Source organism: Streptomyces sp. NPDC002886 (assembly GCF_042888445.1).
Taxonomy (GTDB): domain Bacteria; phylum Actinomycetota; class Actinomycetes; order Streptomycetales; family Streptomycetaceae; genus Streptomyces.
Genome location: NZ_JBIAPV010000001.1, coordinates 904936 through 918008 on the forward strand (window position 1 = coordinate 904936; position 13073 = coordinate 918008).

Sequence of the window (13073 nt, forward strand, 5' to 3'; positions counted from 1 at the left end):
AGGTTTGACCGTCCGGGATAGCATCCGGCGCATGGACGCCGCCCTGCTCTCCTCCGTCGCCGACGGGGTCGCCACCGTCGTGATCTCGCACCCCGCCAAGCGCAACGCCATGACGGCCGCGATGTGGCGCGGCCTGCCGGAGCTGCTGGCCGGGCACGCGGCGGATCCCGCCGTACGGGTCCTGGTCCTGACGGGGGCCGGCGAGACCTTCTGCGCGGGGGCCGACATCTCCTCCCTGACCGGGGACGAGGACCCGCAGGCCCTGGCCGTGGCGGCGGAGGAGGCGCTCGCCGCCTTCCCCAAGCCCACGCTGGCCGCGATCCGCGGGTTCTGCGTGGGCGGGGGCAGCCAGCTGGCCGCTGCCTGCGATCTGCGCTTCGCGGAGGAGGGCGCCTCCTTCGGGGTGACTCCGGCGAAGCTGGGCATCGTCTACCCGGCCTCGTCCACCCGGCGGCTCGCCTCGCTGGTGGGCCCGTCGGCCGCCAAGTACCTGCTCTTCTCAGCCGAGTTGATCGACGCGGAACGGGCGCTGCGCACCGGACTGCTGGACGAGCTGCTGCCGGCGGGTCACCTGTCCAAGCGCGTCCTGGAGTTCACCCGGATCCTGGCCACGCGCAGTCAGCTCACGCAGAGTTCGGCGAAGGAGTTCGCGGACGGCCGCACGGACCGGGACGCCCATTGGGCGGCGCAGGCCGCGGCGAGCGGGGACGTCGCGGAGGGGGTCGCCGCGTTCCTGGCACGGCGCGCGCCCGCCTTCAGCTGGACTCCTCCGTCGGAGTGACCGGGGCCTTCGCAGTGACCGGGACCGCAAGAGTGGCCGGGGCCTTGGGAGTGACCGAGCGGAGCATCGCGACGATCTCGGCGGGTGCCTTGTCGGGAGAGCCCGCGTCGTAGGGCGGCTGCGGGTCGTACTCGGTCATCAGCTGCACGGCCTGCGCGTACGAGTCCCCCGCGATGCGGCCGAGGAGCGCCAGCCCCATGTCGATCCCCGCCGACACCCCGGCGGCCGTCACGTACTTCCCGTCGAAGACCACCCGCTCCGAGACGGGCTCCGCCCCGAACGGGGGCAACCGGTCCAGGTACAGCCAGTGGCCGGTGGCCCGGCGCCCGTCGAGCAGGCCGGCCGCGGCGAGCAGCGTCGAGCCGCTGCAGACGGAGGTGGTCCACGTACTGGTGGCGTCGACGGTCCGCAGCCAGTCGAGGACCACGGGGTTCCCCATCTCCCGGTCCGTGACCTGCCCGCCGGGCACCAGGACGATGTCCGGCCGCGTCACCTCGTCGAGCCCCTTGTCCGCGACGAAGGCGAGCGAGCCCTGGTCGGTCCGTACGGGCCCGGGACGCTCGGCCACGAACACGGTCTCGGCGCCCTGGAGCCGGCCCAGGGTGTCGAAGGGCCCGATGGCGTCGAGGGCGGTGAACCCGTCGAAAAGCAGTACGGCGATCTGCATGGCTCCTCCGGAGCGGTCGGTTGCCGGTTGCCGGCAGTCAGTGGGTGGTGCCGAAGCGGCGGCGGTATTCGGACGGGGGCTGGCCCAGGGATTTCACGAAGGCGCGGCGCAGCGCCTCCGGGTTCCCGTAGCCGCAGGACCGGGAGATCTGGGCGATGCCCTCGCCGCCCTCCTCCAGGAGCCGCCGGGCGTGCTCGACCCGGACCCGCTCCACGTACCGACCCGGCGTGACCCCGGTCTCGGCCTGGAAGGCCCGCGCGAAGTGCCGGGGCGACAGCGCCGCCCGCGCGGCGAGCGCCTCCACGCTCAGGTCCTCCCCCGGGTGCTCGGTGATCCAGTGCTGGACGTCGCGCAGCGGTTCCCGCTGCGCCGTCTGGGCCGCGAGCTGCGCGCTGAACTGGGCCTGGTTGCCGGGCCTGCGCAGGAACACCACCAGGTGCCGGGCGACGGACAGCGCCAGTTCCCGTCCGTGGTCCTCCTCCACCAGGGCCAGCGCGAGGTCGATGCCCGCCGTGACCCCGGCCGAGGTGGCCACCGGCCCGTCGCGGACGTAGATCGGGTCGGGTTCCACGGTGACGGCCGGGTAGTCCCGGGCCATCCGCTCGCACACGTACCAGTGCGTCGTCGCGCGCCGTCCGTCCAGCAGCCCGGCCTCGGCGAGCAGCAGGCCGCCGGTGCAGACCGACACCAGCCGCTCCGCGGCCCCGCCGTGCGCGCGCAGCCAGTCCGTGATCTCCGGTGCGAAGTCCCCCGTGTACCGGCCGCCGGGCACCAGCAGCGTGGTCCCGGCGCCCGGACGCTCGCCCTCCAGGTCCCCGTCCGGGACGATGCGCAGCCCGCTGCTCGTGCGGACCGGGGCGCCGCCGGGTGAGACGGTGCGGAGCGCGTACCGTGCCGGTCCCGGGTGGTGGTCGGCGCCGGAGAACACCTCCAGCGGCCCCGTGACGTCCAGGCTCTGCACGCCGTCGTAGAGGACGACGAGCACGTTTCGCAGCGACATGGCCTCATCGTGTGGCACCCCTCCGATGGCCGCAATGACGCACACCCCACCTATCCGGCCATGCCGGCACCGGTGCGATCCTGTCCTGGCACCGCCGTCACCCGTAGGCCCGTCCCGTCCCGCCTACTCCCCCCTCGTCCCGGAGCCCGTCCTGTACCCCGTCGCCGCCGCGTGTCTGTCCGTCGCCCTCCTCCTCGGAGTGCTCGCCTTCGCCGTCCTGCGCCCGCGCGGGCTGCCGGAGGCCGCGGCCGCCGTGCCCGCCGCCGGGCTGCTCGTCGTGCTGGGCGTCGTACCGCCCGCCGACGCGTGGGCGCAGACGCGTGAGCTGCTGCCCGTGGTCGGGTTCCTCGCGGTGATCCTGGCGCTGGCCCGGCTCTGCGCGGACGAGGGGCTGTTCAAGGCCGCCGGCGCCGCGGTGGCCCGGCGGGCGGCCGGGCGGGGACCGGTGGCGCTGCTCGGCGGGGTGTTCGCGGTCGCCTCGGTGGTCACCGCGGCTCTGAGCCTGGACGCGACCGTGGTGCTGCTGACCCCGGTGGTGCTGGCGACCGCCTCCCGGCTGGGGGCCCGGCCGCGCCCGCACGTCTACGCCACCGCGCACCTGGCGAACTCCGCCTCGCTGCTCCTGCCGGTCTCCAACCTCACCAATCTGCTCGCCTTCGCCGCGAGCGGGCTGTCCTTCACCCGGTTCGCGGGGCTCATGGCCCTGCCCTGGCTGGCGGCGATCGGCGTGGAGTACGCCGTGTTCCGGCGCTTCTTCCGCGGTGACCTGGCGGCCGCCCCGGAGCACGTACCGCAGTCCGTGGATCCCGCGCCGCTGCCCCGGTTCGCGGCCGGGGTGCTCGCGCTGACCCTGGCCGGCTTCGCGCTCGCCTCCTTCGCGGGGGCGAGCCCCGCCTGGGCGGCGCTCGCGGGCACGCTCGTCCTGGCCGTACGGGCCCTGCGGCGCCGGGAGACCACGCCCCTGCGGATCCTGGGCTCCACGGCGCCGGCCTTCTGCCTGTTCGTGCTGGCCCTCGGAGTGGTCGTACGGGCGGTCGTGGACCACGGGCTCGGGGACGGGCTGGAATGGGTGACCCCGGCCGGGGACTCCCTGCCGGCGCTGCTCGGGGTCGCGGCGGTGGCCGCCGTACTGGCCAACCTGATCAACAACCTGCCCGCGGTCCTGGCCCTGCTCCCGGTGGCGGCGGTGGGCGGCGCGGGTCCGGTGCTGGCGGTGCTGATCGGGGTGAACATCGGGCCGAACCTCACCTACGCGGGGTCCCTGGCCACCCTGCTGTGGCGCCGGATCCTCCACACCGACGGGTACGAAGGCGTCCGGCTCGGGGACTTCACCCGGCTCGGGCTGCTGACCACCGTGCCGGCCCTCGCCGCCGCGGTGACGGCCCTGTGGGCGGGCCTCCGGCTCCTCGGCACGTGACCCGACGGCCGGCCGCGGCCCCGTCCCGGCCCCGGGACCCGCACGCGCGGGGCGCGGATAGGATCGGGGCATCATGACTGCAACCCTCGTCGCCAAGAAGCTCACCGCCGCGCACGGTGAGCGCACGCTCTTCGCCGATCTCGACCTCGTCGTCGCGCCCGGCGACGTCATCGGCCTCGTCGGCGTCAACGGCGCCGGGAAGTCCACCCTGCTGCGGATGCTCGCCGGGCTGGACGCACCCGAGACCGGTGAGCTGCGGCTCTCCCCGCCCGCCGCCGCCGTCGGTCACCTCCCCCAGGAGCCGGAGCGGCGCCCCGGCGAGTCCATCCGCGAGTTCCTGGCCCGGCGTACCGGAGTGGCCGCCGCGCAGACGGAGCTGGACGCGGCGACGCAGGGTCTCGTGGACGGCACCCCGGGCGCGGACGACGCGTACGCGGACTCCCTCGACCGGTGGCTGAACCTCGGCGGCGCCGACCTCGACGAGCGGGCCCTGCAGGTCGCCGACGACCTCGGGCTGTCGGTCGGTCTCGACCTGCCGATGACCGCACTGTCCGGCGGCCAGGCCGCCCGCGCCGGACTGGCCTCACTGCTGCTGTCCCGCTACGACGTCTTCCTGCTCGACGAGCCCACCAACGACCTCGACCTCGACGGTCTGGAGCGTCTGGAGCAGTTCGTGAAGGGGCTGCGCGCCGGCACGGTCGTGATCAGCCACGACCGCGAGTTCCTCACGCGCACCGTCACCAAGGTCCTCGAACTCGACCTGGCCCAGCAGCAGATCAACCTCTACGGCGGCGGCTACGACGCCTACCTGGAAGAGCGCGAGCGGGCCCGCAACCACGCCCGCGAGGAGTACGACGAGTACTCCGACAAGCGCTCCGCCCTGGAGGACCGGGCCGCGATGCAGCGCGGCTGGAGCGACAAGGGCGTCAAGAACTCCAAGCGCAAGGCCACCGACAACGACAAGTCCGCCAGGAAGGCCGCCGCCGACGCGAGCGAGAAGCAGGCCTCCAAGGCCCGCCAGACGCAGCGCGCGATCGAGCGGCTCGAAGTGGTCGACGAGCCGCGCAAGGAGTGGGAGCTGCGCATGGAGATCGCGGCGGCCCCGCGCTCCGGCTCGGTGGTGGCCACCCTGCGCGAAGCGGTGGTCCAGCGCGGGGACTTCGCCTTCGGACCGGCGAGCCTGCAGATCGACTGGGCGGACCGGGTCGCCATCACCGGTGCCAACGGGGCCGGCAAGTCCACCCTGTTGGCCGTCCTCCTGGGCCGCCTCGCCCCGGACTCCGGCTCCGCCACCCTCGGCTCGGGCGTGCGGGTCGGTGAAGTGGACCAGGCCCGCGGCCTGTTCCTCGGCGACGAGCCGCTGATCGACGCCTTCTGCGCGGCCGTCCCGGACACCGAGCCGGCCGAAGTCCGCACCCTGCTGGCCAAGTTCGGCCTGAAGGCGGCGCACGTGACCCGTCCCGCGGCCACTCTCTCCCCCGGCGAGCGCACCCGGGCGGCCCTGGCGCTGCTCCAGGGGCGCGGGGTGAACCTGCTGGTGCTGGACGAGCCGACGAACCACCTCGACCTGCCGGCGATCGAGCAGTTGGAGTCCGCGCTGGAGTCCTACGAGGGCACCCTGCTGCTGGTCACCCACGACCGCCGGATGCTCGACGCGGTCCAGGTGACCCGCCGCCTGCACGTCGCGGAGGGCAAGGTCACCGAGGTCTAGACCGGCCCCCTCCCAAGATGCCGACCCGGTCGGGCGCGACTAGCCTTTGTGGGTGAGAGCCGCAACCGCGGAGCACGCCCCCACGGCCGGACGTCGCACGTCTCACGTCGCCAGGGTGGGCGGACCTGTGCTTCGCAACCTCTGCGGCCCTGTATCCGATCCCGGGCTGCGCCTACGCGTACGCGGCCCGCGGTTCCGTCCTTCACACCTCGGAGAGGTTCGAGGAGGGCGGAAGGAAAGGGAAAATTCTCATGTTTGCACTGAGAGCGAAGCGCCTCTTCGTTGTCTCCGCCGCAGGTCTCCTGATGGCCGGCGGGGCCGCGCTCGGCACGGCGGGCACCGCCTCGGCGGCGACCCCGGCCCAGCACGTGAGCTACGTCGCCGGTGGCTGGGACCACGACGATGACGACAACGGCTGGCACCACGGCGGCTGGTGGGACGACGATGACGACTACGGCTACGGAGGCTACAACCACGGCGACTGCTGACCCGTCCTCCAACCCAGCCGTGCGCGGCCCTGTCACAGGGCCGCGCACCGGGCTGCGACGACGCCCGCGTCAGCTCCCGTCCGGCCGGTCCGCCGGGGCCCGCCGGGTGCGGGCCATCTTCCGGGCCACGAACCCGCGCGGGAGGTGGCGGGCGGCCAGTGCGTACGCCTGGTAGCGCCGGCCCGTGATGCTCACCGGGCGGCGCCGGGCCAGGTCCTTCAGCGCTCGGGCCACCACGTCGCCCGGCTCCAGCCACACCGCGTCGCGCAGGGCGCTGACGTCCATCCCGGCACGCTCCTGGAACTCGGTGCGGGTGAATCCCGGCACCACCGCGAGCACGCGGACCCCGTACGGCTCCATGTCCACGCGCAGGGATTCGCTGAAGGCCGTGATCCAGGCCTTCGCGGCGCCATAGGTCCCGGTGGGCAGCAGTCCGGCCACCGAGGAGACGTTGAGGACCGCGCCGCGCCGGCGCTCGCGCAGGCCCGGGAGCACCGCGTGGGTGAGCCGCAGCGGCACCTTGACCAGCAGGTCGAGCATCCGCTCCTCGTCCTCGACCGGGTTGTACGGGAAGGGCGCGGGGAGGCCGAAGCCCGCGTTGTTGACCAGCATGTCGACGGGCCGGGCCCGGTCGGCGAGCCGCTCGGCGACGGCTCCGAGCCCGCCCTCGTCGAGCAGATCGGCGGGCAACACCTCGCAGACGGTGCCGAATTCCCTGGCGAGGCCGGCGGCGACGGCTTCGAGGCGGTCCTTGTCGCGGGCGACGAGGACGAGGTCGCAGCCCTTGGCGGCGAAGCCGCGGGCGAATGCCGCGCCCAGTCCGGCGCTGGCCCCGGTGATCAGTACGGTGGTGGTCAAGAGACGTTCACTTCCTGGCGGTCGGGCGTATCGCGTGTCTCACGCGGTGAAACCGGCCGTGGCCGGTGAGGCGTAGGCCTGGGCCACGTCCACGAGGAAGCGGGTCTCGCCTTCCAGGTCGCCGCCCTCGGCCGAGGTCTGGAGGGCCGCTGGCAGCTCCAAGGCGTCGCCGTCGGACCGCTGTTGCGGGATCCCGGCGAGCTTGGCCTGCCGCGCCTCCTTCAGTACGCAGGCCAGCGCGGCCGCGCCGGCCCGCTGTTCGGGCACTCCGCTGCCGGCCACGTGGCTGCGCGCGAGTTCCGGCACGCCCGGAGCCACGTACTCCCCCAGGATCAGGATGGCGTCGCGGGTCTCGATCACCTTGCGGTACACCAGCAGGTTGCGCGGGACCGGCGGCCACAGCAGTTCCAGCAGGCGGCCGCCGCGCGGCTGGTTGAGGGCGACGTGCGGGACGGCGTGGACGAGGTCGCGCCAGAGCGGCCACAGCCGCCAGGCGGTTGCGGTGTCGGCGGCCGTGCGGCGGAAGGTGAACAGCGTGGGGACGAGGATCGCGGCGGCGCGGAGCAGGCCGTGGGCGTTCATCAGGAGCGGGTTCGCGGGCATCGCCCAGGTGAAGCCGAAGAGCGCTTTGAGCAGGTAGACGAACCAGAACGCCCCGGCGAGCGCGGTGCCCAGGCCGAACAGCATCAGTCCGACGGCGAGGCCCCGGCTCTCGGCGCGCCGGCTGTAGCGCCAGCAGACCAGTACGCAGACGGTGTTGGCGATCAGGTGGGCGGAGATCAGCACCAGCCAGTACACGAGGGAGGGCACCGGGTCGCCGGCGGGCGGGATGGTGTGCGTGCCGTGGTCGGGCGCGGCCGCGTCGAGGCCGACGAGGACGGTCAGCCAGAGGACCGTGCCGGCGCCGGAGGCGATCTGGAGCCGGCGGCCACGGGTGGCGGCGGCCACGAAGTAGAGCACGGCGCCGGCCGAGAGGACGCCGATGAGGTTGCGCACCAGCCCGATGGTGTGGGCGTAGGCCGGGTCGCGGCCCATGGCGTAGGCGACGACGTCGGGGAGGTTCAGGGTCATCGCCGCCGCGGCGGTGGCGACGGCGAGCCACAGGCCCCGCTGGTGCGGGGCGCGCAGGGCGCCGGGCGCGCGGAGCAGGACGGCGATCCAGAGGCATACGACGCTGGGGACGGCGAGCGCGTCGCCGAAGGAGATCAGATCAGAGGCCACGGTGGACCTGCCCCCGCCCGCGCCGCTCGTAGCCCATCGCGGACTCCAGCCGGGCGAGCGTGTCCCGCCCCGCGGCGCCGTGGCCGAGGTGCGGGCCGCGGGACCCCGTGCGGATGCGGATCATGCTGGCGAGCATCTCCGCCTCCCGCTCCTGGCGGGTGGTGTAGTTGGTACGTCCGAGCACGGTGGGGACGGCACCGTCCGGCCCGCCGGCGCCCCGGGGGTCCTCGACGGGGGCATCCAGCGAGTGGTGCCCGAAGAGGATGTGGCCGAGCTCGTGGAGCACGATGTGCTCCCGGTGCAGCGGGGTGGTCTGCGCCTCGTAGAAGACGTAGTCCACGTCGGCGGTACCGACCCACAGTCCGCAGACTCCGGACTCGGCCGCCTCCTTGGGCAGCGGGTGGAGCCGGATGGGGCGGCCCCGCTGCTCGGCTATCCGCTCGCACAGTCCGTCGAGCGAGAAGGGGTCCGTCAGGTCAAGACGGCCGAGAATCGCCTCGCACCGTTTGCGCAGACTGGGCTGAGGGTGGCGCATGTGTTCCCTCTTCGGACCCTTTCTCGGGCAACGACGGTAGGCGTGCGTGGGCTGGGGCATGGCGTCCTTGGTCTTCAAGGCGACCTCGGGAGTGCGGTCCCGGGGGGAACAAACGGAAGCCCGCTCGCCGGAAGACGAACGGGCGTTCCGTCATGCCTACAGATCACCCGGATGACTTGGCAAGGTATGTCCCCATGTCAGGTACCTATTCAGCCAATCCGGCACGCACTGCCACGAACGGCTAGCGCCCCCGGCCGCCCCGCTCGTCGGTGCCGCTGAGACCGGCGCGGCGCAGGGCGTCGGCCATCGCGCTGTTGGCGGGGGCCGGAGCGCCGCCGCCCTGTCGCGGGCCGCCGCCTCCTTGACCGCCCTGGCCGCCCTGGCGGCGGCCCTTGCCGCCGTCGCGGGAGCCGCCCTGACCTCCCTGACCGCGCTCGCCGCCCCCTTGGCCGCCCTGACCACCCTGGCCGCCCGGGCCGCGCTGCTGCGGGGGCCGGCCGCCGCCGCGCCGCTCGCCCCGCTCCTCGCGCTGCCTCGGCGCACCGCCGTCGGCGCCGCCGCGCTCCGCCTCGTCCTCCAGCCGCAGCGTCAGGGAGATCCGCTTGCGCGGGATGTCCACGTCCATGACCTTGACCCGGACGATGTCGCCCGGCTTCACCACGTCCCGCGGGTCCTTGACGAAGGTCTTGGACAGCGCCGAGACGTGCGCGAGCCCGTCCTGGTGGACGCCGATGTCGATGAAGGCGCCGAAGGCGGCCACGTTGGTGACCACGCCCTCCAGGATCATCCCGGGGGCCAGGTCGCCGATCTTCTCGACTCCCTCCTTGAAGGTCGCCGTCTTGAAGGCGGGCCTCGGGTCCCGGCCCGGCTTCTCCAGCTCGCGCAGGATGTCCGTGACCGTCGGCAGGCCGAAGGCCTCGGTGACGAACTGCTCCGGCCGCAGCGAGCGCAGCACACCGGTGTTGCCGATCAGGGCCGCCACCTCGCTGCCCGCCGTCTTGCCCATGGTGCGGACCACCGGGTAGGCCTCGGGGTGCACGCTGGAGGAGTCCAGCGGGTCGTCCCCGCCGCGGATCCGCAGGAAGCCCGCGCACTGCTCGTACGCCTTCGGGCCGAGGCGGGCCACGTCCTTGAGCCCCTTGCGGTTGCGGAAGGGGCCGTTGGCGTCGCGGTGCGCCACGATGTTCTCGGCGAGTCCGCCGCTGATGCCCGACACCCGCGAAAGCAGCGGCGCGGAGGCGGTGTTGACGTCGACGCCGACACCGTTCACACAGTCCTCGACCACGGCGTCCAGCGACCGTGAGAGCTTCACCTCGGACAGGTCGTGCTGGTACTGGCCCACGCCGATCGACTTCGGGTCGATCTTCACCAGCTCGGCGAGCGGGTCCTGCAGACGCCGGGCGATGGAGACGGCGCCGCGCAACGACACGTCCATGTCCGGGAGTTCGGCCGAGGCGAAGGCGGACGCGGAGTACACGGAGGCCCCGGCCTCCGAGACCATGACCTTGGTGAGCTTCAGCTCGGGATTGCGGGTGATGAGGTCCGCGGCGAGCTTGTCGGTCTCCCGGGAGGCCGTGCCGTTGCCGATGGCGACGAGCTCGACCGCGTGCTCCTTGGCGAGGCGGGCCAGCTTGGCGAGCGCGTCGTCCCACTTGTTGGCGGGTACGTGCGGGTAGATCACCTCGGTGGCGACCACCTTGCCGGTCGCGTCCACCACGGCCACCTTCACGCCGGTGCGGAAGCCCGGGTCCAGCCCGAGCGTGGCGCGGGTGCCGGCGGGGGCGGCGAGCAGCAGGTCGCGCAGGTTGGACGCGAAGACCCGTACCGCCTCGTCCTCGGCGGCCGCGCGCAGCCGGGAGCGCAGGTCGATGCCGAGGTGCACCTGAATCTTGGTGCGCCAGGCCCAGCGGACGGTGTCGGCGAGCCACTTGTCGCCGGGACGGCCGTGTTCGCTGGGGGCCTTGATGCCGAAGCGGCGGGCCACCATGCCCTCGTACGTGGACGGTCCGGGAGTCTCGCTCGGCTCTTCCGGCTCCAGCGTGAGGTCGAGCACGTCCTCCTTCTCCCCGCGGAGCATGGCGAGCACGCGGTGCGAGGGGAGGGCGGTGAACGGCTCGGTGAAGTCGAAGTAGTCGGCGAACTTGGCGCCCGCCTCCTCCTTGCCCTCGCGGACCTTCGCGGCGAGCCGGCCGTGGCCCCACATGCGCTCGCGCAGTTCGCCGATCAGGTCGGCGTCCTCGCCGAACTTCTCGGTGAGGATCGCGCGGGCGCCCTCCAGGGCGGCGGCCGGGTCGGCCACGCCCTTGTCGGCGTCCACGAACGCGGCGGCGGCCACGGCCGGTTCCGCCGACGGGTCGGCCAGCAGCCCCTCGGCGAGCGGCGCGAGGCCGGCTTCGCGGGCGATCTGAGCCTTGGTGCGGCGCTTGGTCTTGAAGGGGAGGTAGATGTCCTCCAGCCGGGCCTTGGTGTCGGCCGCGTTGATCCGGGCCTCCAGCTCGGCGTCGAGCTTGCCCTGCTCCCGTACGGAGTCGAGGATCGAGGCGCGCCGGTCCTCCAGCTCGCGCAGGTAGCGCAGCCGTTCCTCCAGGGTGCGCAGCTGGGTGTCGTCGAGCATCTCGGTCGCTTCCTTGCGGTAGCGCGCGATGAACGGCACGGTCGAGCCGCCGTCGAGCAGCTCGACGGCGGACTTGACCTGCCGCTCCCGTACGCCGAGCTCCTCGGCGATCCTGCCTTCGATGGACATCGTCACTGTGCGGTCCCGCCTGCCTTCGTACGTGTACGTGATGCTGGTGCGCGCTGCGCGCTGCGTGATGCCGCTGCGCGCTGCGTGCTGCGTCGGAAGGCTGCCAATTGTGGCAGGTGGCGGCCCCGGACGTCGGGAGCCCTGTCCGTAGGGGGTCTCAGGCCTTGCCCATGAGGTCCCCGGGGAAGGCTCCGGCGACGAAGGCCTGCACGGTGAACCCGCCGCCGATCTCCGCGAGCCGGGCGACACCGGCCGCGCCGAGGCGCTCGTACGGAGCCTCGTCCAGGCGGTCGGTCTCCGTCTCCAGTGCCTCGCGCAGCGCCGCGCCCGCGGGGGTGAGCTCGCCCCCGGAATCGAGCAGTCCGCGCTCGCGCAGGCGGTCCGCGGCCGCGTCCAGGTCGGACTGCTCCCAGCCGCGGATCTGCTTGAGGTACTTCGGCGTCATGCCGTGGCCGCTCGCCGTGTGGCTGACCAGGGCCTCGACCGGGTCCAGGCCGACGGTGAGCAGGGCGACCAGGTGCCCGTCGCCGCGGTGCTCGCGCAGCAGGGTGGTGGCGTGCCACAGCTTGAGGTGCGGCTCCTCGGGCACGGGGAGGTCCGCGTGGGCCGAGTAGAGCGTGCGGGCGTGCCGGGTGCAGGCCTCGCTCGCGCGCATCGCCAGGGTGGCCGCTTCGGCCATCTCGGGGGACGCGACGGTCTCGTCGCCGAGGAGCCGGCGCAGCGTGCTGTCCGCGGCCCGCAGCCGGGCGGCGAGGACCTGCGCGGGGGTGGCGGTGTCCCAGACGGCGGGGAGGTGCCGGGCCACGAGGTCGTGGCGGTAGTTGTAGAAGGTGGCCGTCACCGTGCCCGCCCCGACCGCACCCATGGCGGCGGAGCGGGAGGCGAGGTTGACGGCGTTGCGGTCGGTGATCCCGAGGGCCGCGAACTCCTTGCCGAGGTCGGGCGAGAAGTAGACGGTCGAGTGCAGCGGGTTGATCGCCCCGTGCCAGCAGCTACGGGCGGCGCGCGCCGGAAGAGTCATGGCGCGCAGGCTACCGACTGCTTGGTATGGAGAGAAGGGCGAGGTGTCGCGCCTACTTCAGCTCGGCTCCGGTGGCGACGACCACCCCGTAGAGCTCGGTGACCGTGGCGAGGGCCGCCTGGTGGATCTGGCGCGCCGTGAGGGCTCCCGCCGGGCTCTCCAGCGCCCGGGTCGCCGAGGCGTCGGCGACGACCGTCGGGGCGTAGCCGTGCAGGAAGGCGCCCTCGGTGGTGAACAGGGTGCACATGTTGGTCATGAACCCGGCGATGATCAGGTTCTTGCGCCCGGTGGCCTCGATGATCTCGTGGAGATCGGTCCCGTGGAAGCCGTTCGGGACGGACTTGGTGACGACGGCCTCGCCGGCCCGGGGGGCGACGGAGGCGTGCAGGGTGCCCGGTTCGGTGTCGACGCCGTAGCCGCCGTCGCGGACGTGGACGACGGGGGCGCCGGCCTCGCGGGCCCGCGCGAGGAGCAGCGAGGCGGAGGCCAGCGCCGGTTCCCAGCCGTCGAGTTCCATGACGCCGCCGGTGTAGGTGTTCTGGTAGTCGACGAGGACCAGGACCGCGTCCTCGAAGGTCGCGGGGGTCTCGTCGAAGCCGTTGAGCTGACGCAGGGTGGTCGTGGTCATAAG

At 73.4% G+C, this 13073-nt stretch carries 12 protein-coding genes; 4 read left to right on the forward strand and 8 right to left on the reverse strand.

The window, feature by feature from the left end:
• The first annotated feature begins 31 nt into the window (after positions 1-31).
• Positions 32-781, forward strand: coding sequence for an enoyl-CoA hydratase/isomerase family protein (locus ACFYYB_RS04060; protein ID WP_389433078.1), 750 nt, complete (start codon positions 32-34; stop codon positions 779-781).
• On the opposite strand, the gene ACFYYB_RS04065 is transcribed toward ACFYYB_RS04060, so the two are convergent.
• Together ACFYYB_RS04065 and ACFYYB_RS04070 are read right to left on the reverse strand one after the other, a co-directional pair.
• Entirely contained in the window at positions 756-1448 is a 693-nt protein-coding gene (locus ACFYYB_RS04065) for a DJ-1/PfpI family protein (protein ID WP_389433079.1), read from the reverse strand. The two genes, ACFYYB_RS04060 and ACFYYB_RS04065, sit on opposite strands and share 26 nt — an antisense overlap.
• A 37-nt stretch (positions 1449-1485) precedes the next feature.
• Positions 1486-2448, reverse strand: coding sequence for a GlxA family transcriptional regulator (locus ACFYYB_RS04070; protein ID WP_389433080.1), 963 nt, complete (start codon positions 2446-2448; stop codon positions 1486-1488).
• A gap of 175 nt (positions 2449-2623) precedes the next feature.
• Between ACFYYB_RS04070 and ACFYYB_RS04075 the strand changes: the two genes are divergently transcribed.
• The 3 genes from ACFYYB_RS04075 (at position 2624) to ACFYYB_RS04085 (ending at position 6064) form a co-directional block, all read left to right on the forward strand.
• Complete coding sequence (locus ACFYYB_RS04075; RefSeq protein ID WP_389433460.1) at positions 2624-3865, forward strand: ArsB/NhaD family transporter; 1242 nt, start codon at positions 2624-2626, stop codon at positions 3863-3865.
• A 73-nt stretch (positions 3866-3938) separates the two neighbouring features.
• Positions 3939-5576, forward strand: coding sequence for an ABC-F family ATP-binding cassette domain-containing protein (locus ACFYYB_RS04080; RefSeq protein WP_389433081.1), 1638 nt, complete (start codon positions 3939-3941; stop codon positions 5574-5576).
• 251 nt (positions 5577-5827) lie between these two features.
• On the forward strand, positions 5828-6064 hold the full coding sequence (locus ACFYYB_RS04085) for a hypothetical protein (protein ID WP_327303263.1): 237 nt from the start codon (positions 5828-5830) through the stop codon (positions 6062-6064).
• A gap of 69 nt (positions 6065-6133) precedes the next feature.
• Here ACFYYB_RS04085 and ACFYYB_RS04090 read toward each other — a convergent pair whose 3' ends face one another.
• The 6 genes from ACFYYB_RS04090 to ACFYYB_RS04115 form a co-directional block, all read right to left on the reverse strand.
• Positions 6134-6922, reverse strand: a complete 789-nt coding sequence (locus ACFYYB_RS04090; protein ID WP_389433082.1) for an SDR family NAD(P)-dependent oxidoreductase — start codon at positions 6920-6922, stop codon at positions 6134-6136.
• A gap of 39 nt (positions 6923-6961) precedes the next feature.
• On the reverse strand, positions 6962-8143 hold the full coding sequence (locus tag ACFYYB_RS04095; protein WP_389433083.1) for an MAB_1171c family putative transporter: 1182 nt from the start codon (positions 8141-8143) through the stop codon (positions 6962-6964).
• On the reverse strand, positions 8133-8678 hold the full coding sequence (locus tag ACFYYB_RS04100) for a hypothetical protein (protein WP_389433084.1): 546 nt from the start codon (positions 8676-8678) through the stop codon (positions 8133-8135). Before ACFYYB_RS04100 ends, ACFYYB_RS04095 begins: the two co-directional genes overlap by 11 nt.
• Positions 8679-8919: 241 nt before the next feature.
• Positions 8920-11427 (reverse strand): Tex family protein, encoded by a 2508-nt coding sequence (locus ACFYYB_RS04105; RefSeq protein WP_389433085.1) that lies wholly within the window; start codon positions 11425-11427, stop codon positions 8920-8922.
• Between the two features lie 151 nt (positions 11428-11578).
• The gene (locus ACFYYB_RS04110) at positions 11579-12442 is read right to left on the reverse strand and encodes a hypothetical protein (RefSeq protein ID WP_389433086.1); all 864 of its coding nucleotides are present in this window, start codon (positions 12440-12442) and stop codon (positions 11579-11581) included.
• Positions 12443-12494: 52 nt separating this feature from the next.
• Complete coding sequence (locus ACFYYB_RS04115) at positions 12495-13070, reverse strand: isochorismatase family protein (protein WP_389433087.1); 576 nt, start codon at positions 13068-13070, stop codon at positions 12495-12497.
• Between the last annotated feature and the right edge of the window lie 3 nt (positions 13071-13073).